Source organism: Streptomyces sp. NPDC047981 (genome assembly GCF_040653315.1).
Classification (GTDB): domain Bacteria; phylum Actinomycetota; class Actinomycetes; order Streptomycetales; family Streptomycetaceae; genus Streptomyces.
On the sequence record NZ_JBEZNQ010000079.1, the window covers coordinates 1 to 20750 of the forward strand.

Below are 20750 nucleotides of genomic sequence, written 5' to 3' on the forward strand. Positions count from 1 at the left end.
GCCGGCGGCCCCCGCCGGCCTGGCCGCGCGCACGATGCGCACGGCGGCCGTGAGCGGGCTGATCGCGGCGGCGTTGTCCCTGCTGATCGTCGCGGGAGGCTTCACCCTCCAGCTCGTCTACCGCGACTTCTACACCTGCGCCGACGACGCCCTGACCAAGTCGGGCCAGCTGGCCTGCAACGAGCTGCTGCCTGAGCCGCTGCGGGAGGTCATCGGCGTCCGGGAGTAGCGGCTACTGAGCGTCGCCCTCCGGCGGGGCGGGCGGCGCGACCGGCGGCATGGACGGCGGCGTGGACGGCGGGGCGGTCGAGGTCGGAGGCGGGGTCGGGGTCGCCGCGGCGGACGGCGGGGTCGGCAGGGGCGCATTCGGCAGGACCGGGTTCGGCAAGGCCGGTTCCCAGGCCGCCGGGAGGAAGTCGTACGACTCGAATCCGCCGTCGTCGTCGTAGCTGTCGTCGTCGTAGCTGTCGCCCTCGCCCCCTCCGCCTCCGCCCTCTCCGCCCGCTTCGCCGTCGTCCTCGTCCGAGGGCGCACCGACGGCGAGCGGCACCGGGGCGGCCTGGGCCAGGGACGGCGCCCGGACCGCCGGCTGCGGCTCCGCCCAGGTCTCCGCCCACGCCCCCGCCCTCACGTCCGGCGCCGGATTCGTCCCGCGCAGGCCCCAGGCCCGTACGCCCAGCGCCACCGGCACCCCCACCGCCGCGCACCACAGCACCGCCGCCGCCCCGGCCTGCCACCACACCGGGCCGAAGGCCGCGAGCCGACCCGCACCGAGGGGGCCTCCGGCAGCGCCCGCGAGCAGGGCCGTCACCGCCCCGCAGGCCCAGGCGCCGATCATGGCCGTCAGCGCCGCCTCCCGGGCAGTCCAGGACCGTGCCGACCGGCCCACGCCCGCGCCGAGGACCACCGCGGCCACGCAGGGGACCGCCAGGGCGGCCCAGTGCGCCCAGCTCCCCGGCCCCTCGCCGGGCAGCGCGGCGAGCAGCGGGAAGGGCGGGACGGCCGGGTCGCCGCTGAGGCCCAGCGGGGTCGCCGAGGCGCCCGTACCGAGCGCCAACCCGGGCCCGAGGCCGTACGAGGTCCCCCACAGCGCCGCGTTCGGCACCAGCGCGAGCGCCAGGAGCAGGACGGACAGGCGCCCCGACCACTCCCCCGCGAGGCCGGCGAAGGACTCCTGCGCGGCGCCCGCGTGCCAGACCAGCGACGCCCCGAACACGGCGGCCCCGCCGGCCGGCAGGACCACCAGGGCGGGCGCCACGGAGCGCAGGGCCACGGCCGCGTGCTCCTGGCGCGGGAGGGGCCGGCCGGCCGCCGTCCAGGCGCCGAGCGCGGCGAAGGCGCCCACCGTCAGGGGCAGCCACAGTCCGGCGCTCAGCAGGTCGGCGGGGAGCGAACCGCTCGCCGAGTAGAGCACCACCCCGGCCGCGACCAGCAGGTACCCGCCGCACACGGCCGTCACGGCCGCCACCGAGGCCGCCCGCTCCTCCGGGTACGGCTCCAGGATGGACCGCGCGGTCCGGTGCACGAGCCAGGCGGGCAGCGCCATGAGCAGGAGTGGGGTGACCCCGAGCGGCGCGGGCAGGCCGGAGACGGTGTCCGTGCGGATCAGGTCGACGCCGTGGGCGAGCAGCCAGAGACCGGCGGCCGTGTGCAGGGCCTCGCCCGGACCGCTGTCGGGGTACGGCGAGCTGATCCAGGCCGCCGTCACCAGGACCGCGAGGGCTCCGAGCCCGAGCCCCGCCGCGACCCCGCCGCGCACGAACGCGGTCGCGAGGGCGGCGGACCGGCCGCCCTGGACCAGGGACTCGGCCGGCGGCGCGGCGGTGTGCTCGGTCAGGTGGGTCACGCGCCCATGCTCCCAACGACACGCGCTTTTCTCGCGTAACAGGCAAAACGCCGTTGTGTCGCTCAAGATACTTTTATGTACTTTTCCGCCCGGAGCTGCCCTGCGGGAGGTCGTCGCCGATGAACCGGAGCATGCCCACCCCCAAGGAGCTGCGCAGACTGCGCGAGGCCAGGGGATTGAGCGAGGACCAGGTCGCGGAGGCCATGGGGGTCACCCGGGCCACCGTCCGGTCCTGGGAAACCGGCCGCACCACACCCCGTGGGCGGAAGCAGGAGGCGTACGCGAAGCTCATCGGCGCCCACGAGGACCAGGGCGCGCCGGCCCCCGCACCGGCGCCCGCACCCACGTCCACGCCCTCCACCGAGCCCCCCGCGCCGCCCTCCGCCCTCTCCACGCCGCCGCCCCACACCCGCCCGAGGGCCGCGGCCAAGCGCGCCGCGAAGCCGCCCAAGGCCCCGGCGGCGGCCACGCCCGGCACCGGCGGCGGTCAGCGGGCTCCGCGAGCCGTACGGACCGGCTGGGCGGCCTCCGCCCAGCAGCCCTTGGAGAGGCTGAAACCCGTGGACACCACGCCCCCGGCCACGCCTTCGGGGCCCCCGGCCGCGCCCCCGGCCCCCGCGGAGCCCCCGGCCGCCGCGGCCCCCGACGAGCCCTCGCTCACCCCGGAAGAGGCCTTCGACGCCCTCTACGCGCACGCGGCGCCCGGTCTCGTCCACCAGACCTACCTGCTCACCGGCCGCCGCCGGCTCTCCCGGGAGTCCGTGGAGCACGCCTTCCACCTCGCCTGGCAGCACTGGCCGGAGGTCGCGGTCGACCGGGATCCGGTCAGCTGGGTGCGGGCGGCGGCGTACGAGTACGCGCTCTCCCCCTGGCACCGGCTGCGCCGCAGCCACAAGCACCCCGACGCCCCGCCCACCGAGGCCGGGCGGCGGAACCTGCTCGGGGCGCTGCTCGAACTGCCGCCCCCGTACCGCCGTACCGTCCTGCTCTACGACGGGCTCGGTCTCGACCTGCCCGAAACGGCCGCCGAGACCGAGGCGAGCACCCCCGCCGCCGCGAACCGGCTCCTGCACGCCCGTACCGTCATCGGGCAGCGCGTCCCCGAGCTGGCCGACCCCGACGCCCTCCACCGGCGCCTGGGCGCGCTGGTCGCGGAGGCGCCGACGGCGACGCTCACGGAGGCCCGGAGTGTACGGACGGGCAGCGAGCGGCAGGCGCGGATGTGGACGCGCGGGGTGCTCGCCGTGACGGCGGCGCTCATCGGGATCACGGCCTTCACGGCCGCGACCGCGCCGACGCAGTACCTGCCGGTGAACCACCCCGGCGAGACGGTCAACGGTGTGCCGGTGCGCGGTGGCTCGCAGAAGCTCACCCCGGAGGACGTGGAGCTGCGCGACAGCCTCCGCTCCCGGCCCCACCACGGCCCGGAGCGGCTGATCCCCGAGACCCAGTAGAGGAGCAGGAGCGCGCGGGAGCAGGAGCGCGAACGCGAGCGGGCCCCGCCCCCTGCCCGGTTTCCCGGGAGGGGGCGGGGCCCACCTGTGCGGTTGAGGCGCTGCCTCAGTCGCTGGTTCAGCCCGCGAGGATCGCGCGCGCCAGCTTGGCGGTCTCGGTCGGCGTCTTGCCGACCTTGACGCCGGCGGCCTCGAGGGCCTCCTTCTTCGCCTGGGCGGTGCCGGAGGAGCCGGAGACGATGGCGCCGGCGTGGCCCATGGTCTTGCCCTCGGGCGCGGTGAAGCCCGCGACGTAGCCGACGACCGGCTTGGTGACGTTCTTCGCGATGAAGTCCGCCGCACGCTCCTCGGCGTCGCCGCCGATCTCGCCGATCATGACGATCAGGTCGGTGTCGGGGTCGGCCTCGAACGCCGCGAGGGCGTCGATGTGCGTGGTGCCGATGACCGGGTCGCCACCGATGCCGACGGCGGACGAGAAGCCGATGTCACGGAGCTCGTACATCATCTGGTACGTCAGCGTGCCGGACTTCGAGACCAGGCCGATGCGGCCCGGCTTCGTGATGTCGCCCGGGATGATGCCGGCGTTGGACTGGCCCGGGGTGATGAGACCGGGGCAGTTCGGGCCGATGATGCGGGTCTTGTTGCCCTTCGACTGCGCGTACGCCCAGAAGGCGGCGGAGTCGTGGACGGCGATGCCCTCGGTGATGACGACGGCGAGCGGGATCTCGGCGTCGATCGCCTCGACCACGGCGGCCTTGGCGAAGGCCGGCGGGACGAAGAGGACGGAGACGTTGGCGCCCGTCTTCTCCATCGCCTCGGCGACGGAGCCGAAGACCGGGACCTCGGTGCCGTCGAAGTCGACGGTCGTGCCGGCCTTGCGGGGGTTCACGCCACCGACGATGTTGGTGCCGTCACCCAGCATGAGCTTGGTGTGCTTCATGCCCGTGGCACCGGTCATGCCCTGGACGATGACCTTGCTGTCCTTGGTGAGGAAGATAGCCATGGTGTGCTTGACCTCGTCCCTTTACTTCGCAGCCGCGAGCTCGGCGGCCTTGTCGGCCGCGCCGTCCATGGTGTCCACACGCTGCACGAGCGGGTGGTTCGCGTCCGACAGGATCTTGCGACCCAGCTCCGCGTTGTTGCCGTCGAGGCGCACGACCAGCGGCTTGGTGACCTCTTCGCCCTTGGAGGCGAGGAGCTCCAGAGCCTGGACGATGCCGTTGGCGACCTCGTCACAGGCGGTGATGCCACCGAAGACGTTGACGAACACGGACTTGACGTCCGGGTCGCCCAGGATGATCTCCAGGCCGTTCGCCATGACCTCGGCGGAGGCGCCGCCGCCGATGTCGAGGAAGTTGGCCGGCTTCACGCCGCCGTGGTTCTCACCGGCGTACGCGACGACGTCCAGGGTCGACATGACCAGGCCGGCGCCGTTGCCGATGATGCCGACCTCGCCGTCCAGCTTGACGTAGTTGAGGCCCTTGGCCTTGGCCGCAGCCTCGAGCGGGTTGGCTGCGTCCTTGTCCTCGAGCGCCTCGTGCTCGGGCTGACGGAAGTCGGCGTTGGCGTCCAGGGAGACCTTGCCGTCAAGCGCCAGGATCCGGCCGTCCTTGGTCTTCACCAGCGGGTTGACCTCGACGAGGAGCGCGTCCTCGGCGACGAAGGTCTTCCACAGGGTGACCAGGGCCTCGGCGACACCCTCGGCCACGTCGGCCGGGAACTGCGCCTGGGCCACGATCTCGCGGGCCTTCTCGATGTCGACGCCGTCGACGGCGTTGACCGGGACCTTCGCGAGGGCCTCGGGGGTCTTCTCCGCGACCTCCTCGATGTCCATGCCGCCCTGCACCGACGCCATCGCGAGGAAGGTGCGGTTGGTGCGGTCGAGGAGGTACGAGACGTAGTACTCCGCCTCGATCTCCGGGGACAGCTCGGCGATCATCACCTTGTGGACCGTGTGGCCCTTGATGTCCATGCCGAGGATGTCCGTCGCGCGGGCGACGGCCTCGTCCGGGTCGGCCGCCAGCTTGACGCCGCCGGCCTTGCCGCGGCCGCCGACCTTCACCTGGGCCTTGACGACGGACTTGCCGCCGAGGCGCTCGGTCGCGGCGCGCGCGGCCTCAGGCGTGTCGATGACTTCACCGGCCAGCACCGGTACTCCGTGCTTGGCGAAGAGGTCCCTCGCCTGGTACTCGAACAGGTCCACGCGCGTCCGTCCCTTTTCTGATCATCGCGGTTCGTTGTCTGCGTGGGCGTGCCGCGGAGGGCAACGTGACTGCGCTGTCACAAGGGAGGCGTACACGGTGTCCGTGGACGCGGCATGTCCGTCCCGCAGGTTATCCCCGCAGGACGTTGGTCCCTAAATCGCAGGTCACACCGGAGCGGTGATACGGGTCACAGATCGTAGGGGTTCGGGGGCGGTCCGTGGAGTACGCGGCTGGTGGCGCCGATGCCCCCGGCACAGGTGGGAACGGGGCTCCGAGGGCCTCACGACCCGCCCGGCCCAGATGTGAGCGACCGGACGGCCGAGGTGTGATATGAGCCTCAGTCCGCCCGGACACGTCCGCTCGGGTGGTGCCGGGGCTGCGGATTCCTGACCGGCGGGGCTACGGATTCCGCACCCCCCGGTCCGCGTCCGGCACGGGCAGCGGGCGCTTCTCGATCGCGGCGGCCATCACCTCGGGGAAGAGGTCCGGGGTGCAGGCGAAGGCCGGCGCCCCGAGCGCCGCGAGCGCGGCCGCGTGCTCCCGGTCGTAGGCGGGGGCGCCCTCGTCGGAGAGCGCGAGCAGGGCGACGAACTGCACCCCGGAGGCCTTCATCGCAGCGACCCGCTTCAGCATCTCGTCGCGGATGCCCCCTTCGTAGAGGTCGCTGATGAGGACGACGACGGTCTCGGCGGGCCGGGTGATCTGCGACTGGCAGTACGCGAGGGCGCGGTTGATGTCCGTGCCGCCGCCGAGCTGGGTGCCGAAGAGGACGTCGACGGGGTCGTCGAGCTGGTCGGTGAGGTCGACGACGGCGGTGTCGAAGACGACGAGCCGGGTGTTGATCGCCCGCATGGAGGCGAGGACCGCGCCGAACACGGAGGCGTAGACGACGGAGGCCGCCATGGAGCCGGACTGGTCGATGCAGAGGACGACGTCCTTCTTCACCGACTGGGCGGCGCGGCCGTAGCCGATGAGGCGCTCCGGGACGACCGTGCGGTACTCGGGCAGGTAGTTCTTGAGGTTGGCCCGGATGGTCCGGTCCCAGTCGATGTCCCGGTGGCGGGGGCGGTTGATCCGGGCGGAGCGGTCGAGCGCGCCGGTGAGCGTGGCCCGGGTGCGGGTGGCGAGACGCTTCTCCAGGTCGTCGACGACCTTGCGGACGACCGCGCGGGCGGTCTCCTTGGTGGTCTCGGGCATGACCTTGTTGAGAGAGAGGAGCGTGCCGACGAGATGAACGTCGGCCTCGACGGCCTCCAGCATCTCGGGCTCCAGGAGCAGGGTGGAGAGCCCCAGGCGATCGATGGCGTCGCGCTGCATGACCTGGACGACGGAGCTGGGGAAGTACGTCCTGATGTCGCCGAGCCAGCGGGCCACGGAGGGTGCGGAGGCGCCGAGCCCGGCGGACCTGTCTCGCCCGGCGCGGGTGTCGGCCCGCCCGTCGCCCCGTCCGTAGAGCGCGGTCAGGGCTCCGTCCATGGCGGCGTCGGTGCCGGTGAGGGCGTGGCCGGTGCCGTCGGCGTCGCCGCCGCCGAGGACCATGCGCCAGCGTCGCAGCCGTTCGTCGTGCCCGGCTCCGGTACCGGCCGGGTGTCCGGCTCCGGTACCGGCCGTGTGCCCGGCTCCGGTCACGGCCGTGTGCCCGGCTCCGGTCACGGCCGTGTGCCCGGCTCCGGTACCGGCCGGGCTGCCGGTCGTCGTCGCGGTCATCGGTCCACCCCCACGAGGTCGGTCTCTCCCAGGATCAGTTCGAGCACGGGCAGGACTCCGTCGGCCCGTTCCTCGTCGAGCGTGGCGGCGAAGCCGGGTGCCACGGCGTCCGTACGGCGCGCGGCGGAGGCGGACGGGCCGCGGGCGACCAGTTCGCCGAGGGTGCGGCGCACTCCTGGTTCGTACGCCGAGAAGGTGCGGCGCAGGAGCGGCAGGACGTCGGTGAAGGCGTCCGCCGGCACGCCGGTCAGCCAGGTGTCGACGAGGGCGAGCAGCCGTTCGTCGTGGACGAGGAGCATGCCTCCGCCGGAGGCGCCGCCGACGAACCCCTCGACCCAGGCGGCGGCGTCGGCGGGCGGTGTGCCGGGCGACAGAGCGAGGCCCATGAGCCGCGCGGCCTCGCCCTCGTCGAGCCCGCCGTCGTCGAGGAGGAGCCGGGCGGCCCTGCCCCGGATGGTGCCGGGCACGCTGTCGCGGGCGGCGAGCCCACGCAGGACGCCGGTCCACCGGCCGGCGGTGCCCGTGCTGTCGGGGAGCAGCGGGAGCGCGCCGTGGACGGCGTCGAGATGGCCGCGCATCTCGGTGGCGGCGTCGGTGTCGAGGCCGGTGCAGGCGGGTGGCAGGCCGACGCAGATCCGCTCGGCGAGACCGGCCGCGACCTCGCCGAGCGCGGCGGTGTCGGTGGCACGGACGTCTCCGTAGCGCAGTGAGCGGGCCAGCGCGGGCAGCGCCTGGGCCAGGTGGGCCACGTCGGTGTCGAGCGCGGCGCGGTCGGCGAGGGCGGTCATGACGACGGGGAGGGCGGCGCCGAGTCCGGCGAGCAGGCACTGCTCGGCGAGCGCGGTGACGTCGGCGAGCGCGGTCGCCTCCTGGGCGCGGGCCTCCGCCTTGGCGACGGCGGCGGACTCGACGGTGGTGCCCCAGACCCCGGCTTCGGCGACTCTGACGTGCAGTTCGGGCTGCCAGCGCAGCTGCCAGGTCTCGCGGAAGGTGCCGGTGCTGCCACGTCCCGCGACGGGCGTGCCCCAGGTGACGGAGAGCAGGCGCAGGCGGTGGAGGAGGCGGCTGCGGGCGGCGTCGTTCTCCTTGCGCAGGTCGAGTTCGAGCTCCCGCTCCTGGGCCTCCGGCTTGAGGCGCAGGCTCTTCTGGAGCCGGGCGAGGTCGCGTTGGAGGGGTACGGCGGGGGCTGCGTCGGGGACCTCGCCGAGGACGTCGCCGACGACGAGACGGTCGCGCACGAGGTCGAGCGGTACGTCGGAGCCGTCGCACATCACGGCGCGGACGGCGTCGGTGGTCTCGCCGAGCCCGGCCAGCGGGCGGCCGCGCATGGCCGCGAGGGTCTCGGCGAGGCGGACGGCCTCGATGACGTGGGCGGAGGAGACGAAGGTGTCCTCCGCCCTGAGGAGGCCGGCGACCTTGGTCATCCAGCGCTCGATCGGGCGGTCGGGGGCGGCGAACAGGTGGCCGTACCAGCCGGGTGAGTCGATGCCGGCGCCGTAGCCGGAGCGGCGGGCGAGGCGGCGGTGGGTCCAGGGCACCCACGTCATCTCGGTCCTCACCTTGGGCAGCCCCTTGAGCAGGGCGCGGTCGGCGGTGGCGGTCGTCGCGCGGGTCAGCGCGGGCACGTGCCAGGCGCCGCAGACGACGGCCACCTCGTCGTCGCCGAACTCCTTGCGCGCGGCACGGATCTGCAGCCGCATGTACGCCTCGCGGACCAGGTCGCGGGCGTGGCCGCCGTGGCCGTGGGTCTCGCGCAGGGCGCCCATGGCCTCGGCGAGGGCCTCGAAGGGGGCGAGGGGGTCGGCGGCGCCGCGCAGCTCGACCGCGTCCTCCCACCAGCGCTCGGGGTCGTCGTGACCGGCGGCCCGGGCGAGTTCGGCGAGCGGGTCGACGCGCGCGTCCTGGTCCGCCTCGTCCCCCTCGCCGTCGCCCCAGGTGGGGTCGGTGGCGGCGAGGGTGTGGGCGGCGGGCAGGTCGATGAAGCGGACGGCGGCGCCGTGGGCGAGGGCCCAGCGGATCGCCACCCACTCGGGCGAGAACGCGGCGAAGGGCCAGAACGCGGCGCGCCCGGGGTCGTCCACGGCGTGCGCGAGCAGCGCGACCGGCGGCCGCATCGTGTCGTCCCCGGCGAGCGCGAGGATCCCGTCGGCCTCGGGCGGTCCCTCGATCAGCACGGCGGCCGGCCGGCGTGTCTCCAGTGCCCCGAGCACGGCCCGCGCGGACCCGGGGCCGTGGTGCCGCACCCCGAGGAGCAGGGGCCCCGACGTCATGCGCTCACCTCGCGGCAGGCGCGGTAGAAGTCCTTCCAGCCGTCTCTTTCCCGGACGACCGTCTCCAGGTACTCCTGCCAGATGACGCGGTCCGCCGCCGGGTCGCGGACGACCGCGCCGAGGATGCCGGCGGCGACGTCGGCGGAGCGCAGGACGCCGTCGCCGAAGTGGGCGGAGAGCGCGAGGCCGCCGGTGACGACGGAGATCGCCTCGGCCGTGGACAGCGTCCCCGAAGGGGACTTGAGCTTCGTGCGGCCGTCGGTGGTCACCCCGTCGCGCAGTTCGCGGAAGACGGTGACGACCCGTCGGATCTCCTCGACGCCCTCGGGCACGGCGGGCAGGTCGAGCGAGCGGCCGATCTGGTCGACGCGGCGCGCCACGATGTCGACCTCCGCCTCGGGTGTGGCGGGCAGCGGCAGCACGACCGTGTTGAAGCGGCGGCGCAGCGCGCTGGAGAGGTCGTTGACCCCGCGGTCGCGGTCGTTGGCGGTGGCGATGAGGTTGAAGCCCCGGACCGCCTGGACCTCCTGCCCGAGCTCCGGCACCGGCAGGGTCTTCTCGGACAGGATCGTGATGAGCGTGTCCTGCACGTCGGCGGGGATGCGGGTGAGTTCCTCGACGCGGGCGGTCAGCCCCTCGGACATGGCGCGCATGACGGGGCTGGGCACGAGCGCGTCCCGGCTGGGGCCGTGGGCGAGCAGCCGGGCGTAGTTCCAGCCGTAGCGGATCGCTTCCTCGGGCGTCCCGGCGGTGCCCTGCACGAGCAGGGTCGAGTCGCCGCTGACGGCGGCGGCGAGGTGTTCGGACACCCAGGTCTTGGCGGTGCCGGGGACGCCGAGCAGCAGCAGCGCCCGGTCGGTGGCGAGCGTGGTGACGGCGACCTCGACGATCCGGCGCGGGCCGACGTACTTCGGTGTGATCACCGTGCCGTCGGGGAGCGTCCCGCCGAGGAGATAGGTGGCGACGGCCCACGGCGACAGCTGCCAGCGGGCGGGCCGCGGCCGGTCGTCGGCGGCGGCGAGCGCCTTGAGTTCGTCGGCGAAGGCGTGTTCGGCGTGCGGCCGCAGGGCCTCGGATCCGAGGTCCGCGACGGGCGGCTCGGCGCCCGTCGCGGTGTCGGTTCCGGCACCGGGGACGGCGCTCGCGATGGTTTCGGACACGGTCATGGATCCCCCTCCAGATCGTTCGACCTGATGTGGGATCCACCGTGCACCATGCCACTGACAGTCGGTCGTCGCCGCAGGTCAGCGGCGAACTCCCCCGATGTGTACGGGTGTCAGCCGGCGATCGGGGAGACCGCGACGCAGCCGCCGGCCATCGCGTCCTGGCCCTTGGCCTCCTTGATGACCTTGCCCTCGTGGATGACCTTGCAGGTGAGGTCCGACGGGTCGAGCGCGATCGGCATGACGGCCGGCGGCATGATGCCCTTCAGCGTCACGGTCTTCTTCCACGGCGTGGTCGGCTTCGACTCCTTCTCCAGCTTCGGCTCCATGGCCGTGCCGCTGCCGCCGTGGTAGTCGATCGACTCGATGCCCTTGCCGGTGACCTCGTAGGTGACCTCGTAGGTCTCGTTGACGGCCTTGTCGACCTGGTCGGCGGCCTTGTCCGCGGCCGCGCAGGCGCCGAGGCCGAACGCCAGGCCGGTGACGGCGAGCGTCGTGACGGCGGTGCGGATGGTGCGGTTCATCGGTGGTTCCCCCAGCGGAGTCTGTGATCGGGCCACGGCAGACAATCGTAAAGAGCAGGCAAAGTCAAATGGTTCGGGCGCGGTCGTGTCCCGGTCGGCCGTATCTCGGCCAGGGGCGGAAAGGGCAGGTCAGATCCGTTGTCAGTGGCGCCCCCTACCGTCGGGGGCATGGACACACAGGGGGTGCGCTGGACGGCGGATCAGGTGCTGGCACTGGCTCCTGACGACGCCTCGCGCAAAGCGGGAAGCAAGCTCGGCACGGCCGGACCGTGGTCCGGTACGGGCACGGGCGGCGAGGGGGCCGTCTGGGGGCTGTGCCGGGGCAGCGGCAGCAAGCCGTACCGCACGGTCGTCGACACCACGGGCCCGGCGTACGCGTGCAGTTGCCCCAGCCGGAAGTTCCCGTGCAAGCACGCGCTCGGGCTCCTGCTGCTCTGGGCGGGGGACGCGGACGCCTTCACTCCGGGCGCCGACGTGCCCGACTGGGCGGAGACGTGGCTGACGGGCCGGCGCGAGCGCGCCGCCGCCCGCACACGCGGCGCGGAGGGGGCGGGACCGGCCGCCACCGCCGACCCCGAGGCCGCACGGCGCAGGGCGGAGCGGCGCGCGGCCCGGATCACCTCGGGCGCCGAGGAGTTGGAGCAGCGCCTGGCCGACCTGCTGCGCGGCGGCCTGGCCTCGGCCGAGCAGGCGGGGTACGCCCTCTGGGAGGAGACGGCGGCCCGGATGGTCGACGCCCAGGCACCCGGGCTCGCGGGCCGGGTCAGGGAGTTGGGGGCGATACCGGGTTCGGGGCCCGGCTGGCCGGTCCGGCTCCTGGAGGAGTGCGCGCTGACGCATCTGCTCGACCGGGCCTGGCTCTCCGTCGACCGGCTCCCGGACCCGCTCGCCGCGACGGTACGGACCCGGGTGGGCCTGACCGCGCCCGCCGAGGGCCCCTCGGTGCGGGACCACTGGCTCGTCCTCGCCCAGTACGACACGGGGGACGGCAAGCTGACGACCCGCCGGATCTGGCTGCACGGCCGGGCCACCGGGCGCACGGCGCTGCTCCTCTCCTTCGGGGCGGCCGGCCGCGCACCCCAACTGGCCCTGCCGGTGGGCACGGTCGTCGACGCGGCGCTCGTCCCGCACGCGGGCGCGGGGGCGCTCCGCGCGGACCTGGGCGAGCAGTTCGCCGCGCCCTCCCCGCTCGGGGCCCCGCCCCGGGGCGGCTCGGTCGGCGACGCGCTCACGGCCTACGGCCACGCCCTGCGCGAGGATCCCTGGCTCGACTCCTGGCCCGTGACGCTCGCCGACGTCGTCCCGATACCGACCGAGCACGGCTGGCAGCTCGCCGACGCCTCGCCCCGCCCGGACACCCCGGGCGAGGCGCTGCCGCTGAGCGGTGCCGCGCTCGGGCGGCCCGGCCTGTGGCGGCTCGCCGCACTCTCCGGGGGCGGCCCGGTGACCGTCTTCGGCGAGTGCGGGCACCGCGGGTTCACCCCGCTCGCCGCCTGGTCGGCCGACGCCCCGGGCGAGACGGTCCCGCTCCACTGAACCTCGATCGGCACGACGGCCTGGAGGCCTCCATGGACGCCTGGGAAGAACTCGTCACTTCGGCGCTGCTCGGCACGGACCGCCGACCGCCCGCGCTCTCGGCGGCGGGGGCGGCCGACGGCGGCGCGCCCATCGCCCTGCTCGACGCCGCCGCGCTGCACACCGTGCGGCGCAGGGCGGGCCTGCGGCCGGGGCCCGCCGCCCCCGCACCCGAGCCCGCGCCGGAGGACCACCGCAGACCGCTGCCGGAGGCCGCCCGCCACCGCCTCGGCCTGCTGCTCGCGGGCCGCGCCGCGCCCGCCCCGTCCGGTGGCCGGCGCGGGGCGGCGCCCGACCTCGCCGAGCTGCTCCCCCAGTGGCTCGCCACCGCCAACGAACACGGCTTCCGCGCACCGGCGTCCGCGCTGCCCGCCCTCCTCGACGCCGCCCGCGCGCGGACGGACCTGCGGCCCCAGGCGCTCGCCCTCGCCGGGCCGCGCGGCCTGTGGCTGGCCGGGCTCAACCCGGACTGGAAGTTCGCCCTGCGCGGGGCGGCGGGCGGCGCCGCCCTCCCCGACCCCGCCGACGACGAGGCGGTCACGGCCCTGTGGGAGCAGGGCCTGTTCGCCGAACGGGTCGCGCTGCTCGCCGCCGTACGCGCCGAGGACCCGGCGGCCGCGCTGTCCCTGCTGCGCGGCGGCTGGGCGGCGGAGCGGGCGGAGGACCGGCTGATGTTCCTCGACTCGCTGCGGGCCGGACTCTCCGACGCGGACGAGGAGTTCCTGGAGGAGGCCCTGTCCGACCGGAGCCGTAACGTCCGCTCGACCGCCGCCGAACTGCTCGCCGCGCTGCCGGGCTCGGCGCTCGCCGGCCGGATGGCGGACCGGGCCACGTCCTGCGTGTCCCTCGACCGTACGGACGGGGGCGCGACGATCGTGGTCGAGGCACCGCACGAGTGCGACGCCGGGATGCAGCGGGACGGTGTCGTCGCCACCCCGCCGGCCGGCCGGGGCGAGCGTTCCTGGTGGCTGGGCAAGCTCGTCGACTCGGCGCCGCTGTCGTGCTGGCGGGAGCGGTTCGGCGGGCGCCCACCCGAGGAGATCGTGGCGCTGCCCGTCGCGGACGACTGGGCGGGCGAGCTGCACGCGGCGTGGTGCCGCGCGGCGGTCCGCCAGCGGGACGCCGACTGGTCGCGCGCGCTGCTCGGCTCCCCCGCGACCCCGCCGGCGACCGGCCCCGGCACGTCGTCCCTGGCGGAGCGGGCGCAGCTGCTGTCGACGCTCCCCGACGGGGAACGGGCCCGCTGGGTCGCCTCGTTCATCGCTGCGCACGGCCTGTCGGAGGCCTTCCAACTCCTCGGCGTCTGCACGGTGCCCTGGCCGGAGCCACTGGGCGGAGCGGTGATCGACGCCCTCGACATCGCCCGCGACGCGGGCAGCTACCCCTGGAGCTTCAGCGGCGTGATGGGCCTCGCGGAGCGCTGCCTCTCCCCGGACGCGGCTTCCCAACTGGAGTCCCTGACCGCCCTCACCACAGAACCGGAAGACGCCTCCCCGGGCGCCGGAGGCTACTGGTCGGAGGCGTTCCAGCGCCTGGTCTCCACGCTGCGCCTCCGCTCCCAGATGCAGTCGGAACTGACCCACGCACAAGGGGAATGACATGCAGGAAATCGACCGCGAATGCAGGATCAGGGGAGGCCGGATCATGCGGCTGCCCTTCGGCACCGTCGGAGGCGTCGGGGCGATCGCCGCGCAGGAGGGGCAGCCTGCGCGGGTGAAGCTCTTCATCGAGGTGCCGGGTGGCGTGAGCGGGGAGCGAACCCTGTCCCTGGGAACCGAGTTCGCCCTCGCCGACGGCACCTGGACCGTCGCCGAGATCACCAGTGCGGGAAGTGGCGAGTGGTCCGCCCGTCTCCAGCGGACCGGCTGACCCCACGCACGGACCCGGCGTGTCGGGGCCGGCGCGGGGCGGGCGGCATGTCACGTCGGAGTCGGCACGCCGTTCCCCGCGGCATTCGTCCGCGGGGTTCGGTCGCCCGCCCCGGGCCGCGCCGCGGGTCCCTGACGTCGTCGGCAGGTTTCGCCGCCTCGGCGAGCGAAGGACAGCGGGCCTGGGTGCGGGCAGTGCGGGCAGCGCGGGACGCGGCGACCGGTTACGCGGCGACGCGGACGTTCGCGTTGACCCACTCGACGATGGACGTGGTCGTCGCGCCCGGGGTGAAGATCTCCGCCACGCCCTTCTCCTTCAGCGGGGCGATGTCCGCCTCCGGGATGATCCCGCCGCCGAAGACCTTGATGTCCTCCGCGTCGCGCTCCTTCAGCAGCTCCAGGACCTTCACGAAGAGCGTGTTGTGCGCTCCCGAGAGAATGGACAGGCCGATCGCGTCGGCGTCCTCCTGGATCGCGGTGTCCACGATCTGCTCGGGCGTCTGGTGCAGCCCCGTGTAGATGACCTCCATGCCGGCGTCGCGCAGCGCCCGCGCGATCACCTTGGCCCCGCGATCGTGGCCGTCGAGACCCGGCTTGGCCACCACCACGCGGATCGGACCGGTCACACCCATCTCTGCCTCCACATGCGACCCCCGCGCTTCATTGCCGGGGAGGTGAACGAACGTTATCGCCAGCATCCCGCACCCCGCCGTTTCGCGGAGGACTCCGAGGGGGAAATCACACGTGGGACATGTTCGCTCTGCGCCGGACCCTCCCGGGCCCTCCTCCTGGGCCCACCAGCTGCAAAGGGTCGTGCGCAAGGGAGCCGCTACGGGGTAGCCGTACGTCCGGGCCGCAGCCGCCGGTCCGGACGTACGGCGCACCGCACCGCCGTTCGGCGCCCGCGTGCCGTTCGGGAGGCCGCCGATGGAGCTCACCAGGCTCACCAAGGTCACCACCGCCCTCAAGGCCAACGCCCTCGAGCTGGCGATCCTCACGGGCCATCTGCTCCTCTACCCCTCCGGGATCGTCGCCGAGCGCCCCGAGGCCGACCCCGCCGCCGAGGACGGCGCGGGCCCGAGGCCCGGGACCGGGCGGCCCGTCGTCCTCCTCCACGGCTTCGCCGACAACCGCTCCGTCTTCGTCCTGCTCCGCCGCTCCCTGGTCCGGCACGGACGTCACCCGGTCGAGTCGTTCAACTACTCTCCGCTCACGTGCGACCTGCGCGCCGCCGCCGAACTCCTCGGCCGCCATGTCGAAGCGCTCTGCGCCCGCACCGGGCACGACGAGGTCGACATCGTGGGACACAGCCTGGGCGGCCTCATCGCCCGTCATTACATACAGCGCCAGGGCGGTGACACGCGGGTGCGCACCCTCGTCATGCTCGGCACCCCGCACTCCGGCACGACCGCCGCCCCCTGGGCCGGTGCCCACCCGCTGGTGCGCCAGATGCGCCCCGGCTCGGACGTGCTCCAAGAGCTCGCCGAGCCCGCCCCGGGCTGCCGGACGCGCTGCGTCAGCTTCTGGAGCGACCTGGACCAGGTGATGGTCCCGGTCGAGACCGCCCGGCTCGACCACCCGGATCTCCGTGTCCACAACGTCCGGGTCAGCGGCATCGGGCATCTCGCCCTGCCCGTGCACCCGACCATCGCGGCGGGGATCCGCGAGGCCCTCGACGCCGACGACACGGAAGCCACCGAGTCCGGGGCCGCCTCCGTGGCCTGAGCCGGCCCCGCGCCCACGGCGCTCGCACCCCCTGACGACCCGCCAGAAGGTGTCTGTTCTTCGAACGTTCCTCGAACACAGGGCCAAGGCTCTTCCCCGAGGCCGCCGAAACACGGCCGATTGCCCGTTTCCTGTGGAACCAAAACCCTCGGAAGATTGTCGCCTGCGTATACCGCCGGGTACAGTCGCGCCACTGCTTTAACCCGGGACACCCTCATCAGGCCCGCCCCGGACTGGCCCTGCCGCCGAGGCGAGAGAGAAGTTGGTGAACGACCAGCACCCCCACGCCGGGTACGTCGGAGACGACGCCCACAGCACCGGCAGCTTCACCACCGACCCGCTCTTCGGCGCCCTCCCGGGCGGCTACGACGCCGGTCACAGCGGCCAGTACGACAGCACCCAGTGGACCGGCACGCAGCAGTGGGACACCACCGCCTACGCCACCACCACCCTTCCGTACGACACCACCGGTCAGTACGACTCCGTCCAGTACGACACCACCGGCCAGTGGGACGCCTCCGCCTGGAACGACGCCCAGCAGACCGGCCAGTACCAGACCGCGCACTTCACCTCGTACGACACCACGGGCCAGTGGACGACCCCCTCCTTCGAGACGGGGACCTACGACGCCACCGCCTGGAACCAGGCCGATCCCGTCGTTCCGCAGCAGTACACCCCCGAGTACGAGTACGTCCCCGAGCAGCCCGCCGCGTACGAGGAAGTCACGTACGAGGAAGTCGCGTACGACGACGTCACGTACGGGGAGACCTCGTACGAGGAGACCGCGTACACGACCGACTCCACGGCCACGGCCGCGTACGAGACCGAAGCCTCGTACGAGCAGGAGTACACGCAGGACTACGCGCAGGACTACGCGTACGAGGGCGCCGACGACGACGATCCGGCCGTCGAGACCCTCACGGACTCTCCGGCCGCACCCGCGCCGGCCGCCGCGCCCTCCGCCGCCGGCCGGCCGGTGCGCCGCTCCTCCGGTGGCAGCCGAGGCCGCCGCCGTACGCCCGCCAAGCGCTCCGCGCTGCTGACCGTCGCCGTCCCGTCCGCCTGCGTCATGGGCGTCGCCGGGATCGCCGCCGCCTCGGTCGGCGGACTGACGGACCCGAGCGCCGGGACGAAGGACGACACGACGGCGCTCGCCGCCGCCGATCCCGCGTCCGTGAAGCCCGTCGCCGCCAACAACGAGCTGGACACCCAGCTCGCCGCGCTGAGCGCCGACGCCCGCGACTTCGGCGACCGCGCCAGCCGCACCCAGGAGCGCATCGACCTCAAGGCCCGCCAGGAGGCGGAGCGGAAGAAGCGCGAGGAGGAGGCGGCCCGCAAGGAGGCGCTGCGTCCCAAGTTCGCGCTGCCCGTGAAGCTGCAGCGGCTGAGCGCCCAGTACGGCCAGGCGGGCGTCAACTGGATGTCCGTGCACACCGGCATCGACTTCCCCGTCCAGTACGGCACGAAGGTCATGGCCGCGACGGACGGCACCGTCCGCACCCAGTACAACAGCGCCTACGGCAACATGGCGATCGTGACCGCCCCGGACGGCACCGAGACCTGGTACTGCCACCTGAGCAGCACCAAGATCCGCTCGGGCAAGGTCCAGGCCGGCGATGTCATCGCGTACTCGGGCAACTCGGGCAACTCCACCGGTCCGCACCTCCACTTCGAGGTCCGTCCGGGCGGCGGCGCCGCGATCGACCCCGAGGCGTGGCTGCGCAGCCACGGTCTCAGCCCGACCGGCTGACGACCGACTGCTGACCGCTGACCGCTGACACATCCGTAGCACCAGAGGAGAGGGCCCCGGCCGAAGCCGGGGCCCTCTCCTCTGCGCTGTGGGTCCTACAGCTTCTCGACCGGCGCGTACCGCAGCAGCAGCCGCTTCGGCTTCTCGTCACCGAAGTCGATGGTCGCCTGCGCGTCGGAGCCGGCGCCCGTGACCTGCATGACGGTGCCGAGGCCGAACTGGTCGTGCGTGACCCGGTCGCCGACCTGGAGGGTGATGACCGGCTTGTCGCTGGTCCGGCGGGTGGCGAAGCCCGAGGGGCCCGAGCGCGCGCGGGAGGAGGAGAGCGAGGAGGTGATCCCCGAGGTCGGTCCGGCGGGCTTGACCATGGGACCGGTCCGCTTCCACTCCAGATACGTCGGCGGGATCTCCTCCAGGAAGCGCGACGCCGGGTTGTACGAGGGCTGGCCCCAGGCGCTGCGCATCGAGGACCGCGTCAGATAGAGCCGCTCGCGGGCGCGCGTGATGCCCACGTACGCGAGTCGTCGCTCCTCCTCCAGCTCCTTGGCCTGGCCGAGCGCGCGCATGTGCGGGAAGACGCCGTCCTCCATGCCGGTCAGGAACACGACGGGGAACTCGAGGCCCTTGGCGGTGTGCAGGGTCATCAGCGTGATGACGCCCGACCCCTCCTCGTCCTCGTCGGGGATCTGGTCGGAGTCGGCGACGAGCGCGACCTTCTCCAGGAACTCGGCCAGCGTGCCGGCCCCCTCCTCACCCTGCTCCTGCTCGAACTCCAGGGCCACGGCGGCCAGTTCCTGCAGGTTCTCGATGCGGGTCTCGTCCTGCGGGTCGGTGGACGCCTGCAGCTCGGCGAGGTACCCGGTCCGCTCCAGTACGGCTTCGAGGACGACGGCCGGGCCCGCGCCGGAGTCGACGATCGTACGGAGCTCCTCCATGAGGGTGTTGAAGCGCTTGACCGCGTTCGCGGAGCGGGCCGCCATGCCGTACGCCTCGTCGACCCGCTTCAGGGCCTGCGGGAAGGTGATCTTCTCGCGGAGGGAGAGGGCGTCGATCATCGCCTCGGCGCGCTCGCCGATGCCGCGCTTGGGCACGTTCAGAATCCGGCGCAGCGGGACGTTGTCCTCGGGGTTGGCGAGGACGCGCAGGTAGGCGAGGACGTCGCGGACCTCCTTGCGCTCGTAGAAGCGCACGCCGCCGACGACCTTGTAGGGCAGGCCGACGCGGATGAAGATCTCTTCGAATACACGGGACTGCGCGTTGGTCCGGTAGAAGACGGCGACGTCACCGGCCTTCGCGTCGCCGGTGTCGGTGAGCCGGTCGATCTCGTCGGCGACGAACTGGGCCTCGTCGTGCTCGGTGTCGGCCACGTAGCCGGTGATCTGCGCGCCCGCGCCCGCGTTCGTCCACAGGTTCTTGGGACGGCGGGACTCGTTGCGCTCGATGACGGCGTTGGCGGCGGAGAGGATCGTCTGCGTGGAGCGGTAGTTCTGCTCCAGCAGGATCGTCGTCGCGTTCGGGTAGTCCTCCTCGAACTGGAGGATGTTGCGGATGGTCGCACCGCGGAAGGCGTAGATCGACTGGTCCGCGTCACCGACGACACACAGCTCGGCCGGGTCCAGGTCGTCGTAGCCGGTGCCGACCAGTTCCCGTACGAGGGTGTACTGCGCGTGGTTGGTGTCCTGGTACTCGTCGACGAGGACGTGGCGGAAGCGGCGGCGGTAGTGCTCGGCGACGTCGGGGAACGCCTGGAGCAGGTGGACCGTCGTCATGATGATGTCGTCGAAGTCCAGGGCGTTGGCCTCGCGCAGCCGCGCCTGGTACATCCGGTACGCCTCGGCGAGCGTCTTCTCGAAGCCGTCGGCGGCCTGGTCGGCGAAGGTCTCCTCGTCGATCAGCTCGTTCTTCAGGTTCGAGATCTTGGCGTTGAAGGACTTCGGCGGGAACTTCTTCGGGTCGAGGTCCAGGTCGCGGCAGACCAGCGCCATCAGGCGCTTGGAGTCGGCGGCGTCGTAGATCGAGAAGGAGGACGTGAAGCCGAGCCGCTTGCTCTCGCGGCGCAGGATACGGACGCACGCGCTATGGAAGGTCATGACCCACATGGCGTTGGCGCGCGGGCCGACGAGCTGCTCGACGCGCTCCTTCATCTCGCCGGCGGCCTTGTTGGTGAAGGTGATCGCCAGTATCTGGCCGGGGTGGACGTGCCGGGTGGCCAGGAGGTGGGCGATGCGGTGGGTGAGCACCCGGGTCTTGCCGGAGCCGGCGCCCGCGACGATGAGCAGCGGGGAGCCGGTGTGGACGACGGCGGCGCGCTGCTGTTCGTTCAGCCCTTCCAGGAGCGCGGCGGCGTCCACGACCGGGCGGGCGGCTCCGTCGCGGTAGTGGGCGTCGCGGGTCGGCGGCACGTCGAAGTGCCCACCGAAGAGGTCGTGCGGGACCTCCTCCGCGGCCGGGGCGCCGTGGGCGTGGTGCTCGTCGTCCTCGGGCGGGGGCGGGGGCTCCTCCGAGGAGTGGTTCTGGAGGCTCGCCAGGAAGCTGTCGTCAAAGAGGCTGCTCATCGCCTATCGAGTCTAGGCCGCCGCACTGACAGCCCGCTGCCACCTTCCGAAGGAGCCCGCTGCCACCTTCGGAAGGAGCCCGCAGGCGCCGCCCGGAGAAGCCTGCCGC

Annotated in this window: 15 protein-coding genes and 1 pseudogene; 7 read left to right on the forward strand and 9 right to left on the reverse strand. The window is 73.5% G+C overall.

The window, feature by feature from the left end:
- A pseudogene (locus AB0E14_RS32375) lies at positions 1-229 on the forward strand (hypothetical protein); the annotation flags it as partial.
- Between the two features lie 3 nt (positions 230-232).
- Here AB0E14_RS32375 and AB0E14_RS32380 read toward each other — a convergent pair.
- Positions 233-1846 (reverse strand): DUF6350 family protein, encoded by a 1614-nt coding sequence (locus AB0E14_RS32380; RefSeq protein ID WP_362426381.1) that lies wholly within the window; start codon positions 1844-1846, stop codon positions 233-235.
- 119 nt (positions 1847-1965) lie between these two features.
- Between AB0E14_RS32380 and AB0E14_RS32385 the strand changes: the two genes are divergently transcribed.
- Positions 1966-3300 (forward strand): helix-turn-helix domain-containing protein, encoded by a 1335-nt coding sequence (locus AB0E14_RS32385; protein ID WP_362426384.1) that lies wholly within the window; start codon positions 1966-1968, stop codon positions 3298-3300.
- Positions 3301-3418: 118 nt separating this feature from the next.
- On the opposite strand, the gene sucD is transcribed toward AB0E14_RS32385, so the two are convergent.
- The 6 genes from sucD to AB0E14_RS32415 form a co-directional block, all read right to left on the reverse strand.
- Entirely contained in the window at positions 3419-4303 is an 885-nt protein-coding gene (sucD, locus tag AB0E14_RS32390) for a succinate--CoA ligase subunit alpha (protein ID WP_362426387.1), read from the reverse strand.
- Positions 4304-4324: 21 nt separating this feature from the next.
- The gene (gene sucC / locus AB0E14_RS32395; RefSeq protein WP_362426390.1) at positions 4325-5503 is read right to left on the reverse strand and encodes an ADP-forming succinate--CoA ligase subunit beta; all 1179 of its coding nucleotides are present in this window, start codon (positions 5501-5503) and stop codon (positions 4325-4327) included.
- Positions 5504-5903: 400 nt separating this feature from the next.
- Positions 5904-7043, reverse strand: coding sequence for a VWA domain-containing protein (locus AB0E14_RS32400; protein ID WP_362426459.1), 1140 nt, complete (start codon positions 7041-7043; stop codon positions 5904-5906).
- A 164-nt stretch (positions 7044-7207) separates the two neighbouring features.
- Positions 7208-9481, reverse strand: a complete 2274-nt coding sequence (locus tag AB0E14_RS32405; protein WP_362426393.1) for a DUF5682 family protein — start codon at positions 9479-9481, stop codon at positions 7208-7210.
- Positions 9478-10647, reverse strand: a complete 1170-nt coding sequence (locus AB0E14_RS32410; RefSeq protein WP_362426396.1) for an AAA family ATPase — start codon at positions 10645-10647, stop codon at positions 9478-9480. Before AB0E14_RS32410 ends, AB0E14_RS32405 begins: the two co-directional genes overlap by 4 nt.
- A 110-nt stretch (positions 10648-10757) precedes the next feature.
- The gene (locus AB0E14_RS32415; protein ID WP_362426399.1) at positions 10758-11168 is read right to left on the reverse strand and encodes a hypothetical protein; all 411 of its coding nucleotides are present in this window, start codon (positions 11166-11168) and stop codon (positions 10758-10760) included.
- 168 nt (positions 11169-11336) lie between these two features.
- On the opposite strand from AB0E14_RS32415, the gene AB0E14_RS32420 reads away from it, so the two are divergent.
- Genes AB0E14_RS32420 through AB0E14_RS32430 form a run of 3 tightly spaced genes read left to right on the forward strand, consistent with a single transcriptional unit; the run spans position 11337 to position 14612 of the window.
- The gene (locus tag AB0E14_RS32420) at positions 11337-12704 is read left to right on the forward strand and encodes an SWIM zinc finger family protein (RefSeq protein WP_362426402.1); all 1368 of its coding nucleotides are present in this window, start codon (positions 11337-11339) and stop codon (positions 12702-12704) included.
- A gap of 32 nt (positions 12705-12736) precedes the next feature.
- Complete coding sequence (locus AB0E14_RS32425; RefSeq protein WP_362426405.1) at positions 12737-14341, forward strand: DUF5691 domain-containing protein; 1605 nt, start codon at positions 12737-12739, stop codon at positions 14339-14341.
- Between the two features lies 1 nt (position 14342).
- The gene (locus AB0E14_RS32430) at positions 14343-14612 is read left to right on the forward strand and encodes a DUF6406 domain-containing protein (protein WP_362426408.1); all 270 of its coding nucleotides are present in this window, start codon (positions 14343-14345) and stop codon (positions 14610-14612) included.
- 223 nt (positions 14613-14835) lie between these two features.
- On the opposite strand, the gene AB0E14_RS32435 is transcribed toward AB0E14_RS32430, so the two are convergent.
- Positions 14836-15243, reverse strand: coding sequence for a cobalamin B12-binding domain-containing protein (locus AB0E14_RS32435; protein WP_362426411.1), 408 nt, complete (start codon positions 15241-15243; stop codon positions 14836-14838).
- A gap of 295 nt (positions 15244-15538) precedes the next feature.
- Between AB0E14_RS32435 and AB0E14_RS32440 the strand changes: the two genes are divergently transcribed.
- Together AB0E14_RS32440 and AB0E14_RS32445 are read left to right on the forward strand one after the other, a co-directional pair.
- On the forward strand, positions 15539-16336 hold the full coding sequence (locus AB0E14_RS32440; protein WP_362426414.1) for an alpha/beta fold hydrolase: 798 nt from the start codon (positions 15539-15541) through the stop codon (positions 16334-16336).
- 265 nt (positions 16337-16601) lie between these two features.
- Positions 16602-18086, forward strand: a complete 1485-nt coding sequence (locus AB0E14_RS32445; protein WP_362426417.1) for a M23 family metallopeptidase — start codon at positions 16602-16604, stop codon at positions 18084-18086.
- A 95-nt stretch (positions 18087-18181) separates the two neighbouring features.
- Here AB0E14_RS32445 and pcrA read toward each other — a convergent pair whose 3' ends face one another.
- The gene (gene pcrA / locus AB0E14_RS32450; RefSeq protein ID WP_362426420.1) at positions 18182-20641 is read right to left on the reverse strand and encodes a DNA helicase PcrA; all 2460 of its coding nucleotides are present in this window, start codon (positions 20639-20641) and stop codon (positions 18182-18184) included.
- Between the last annotated feature and the right edge of the window lie 109 nt (positions 20642-20750).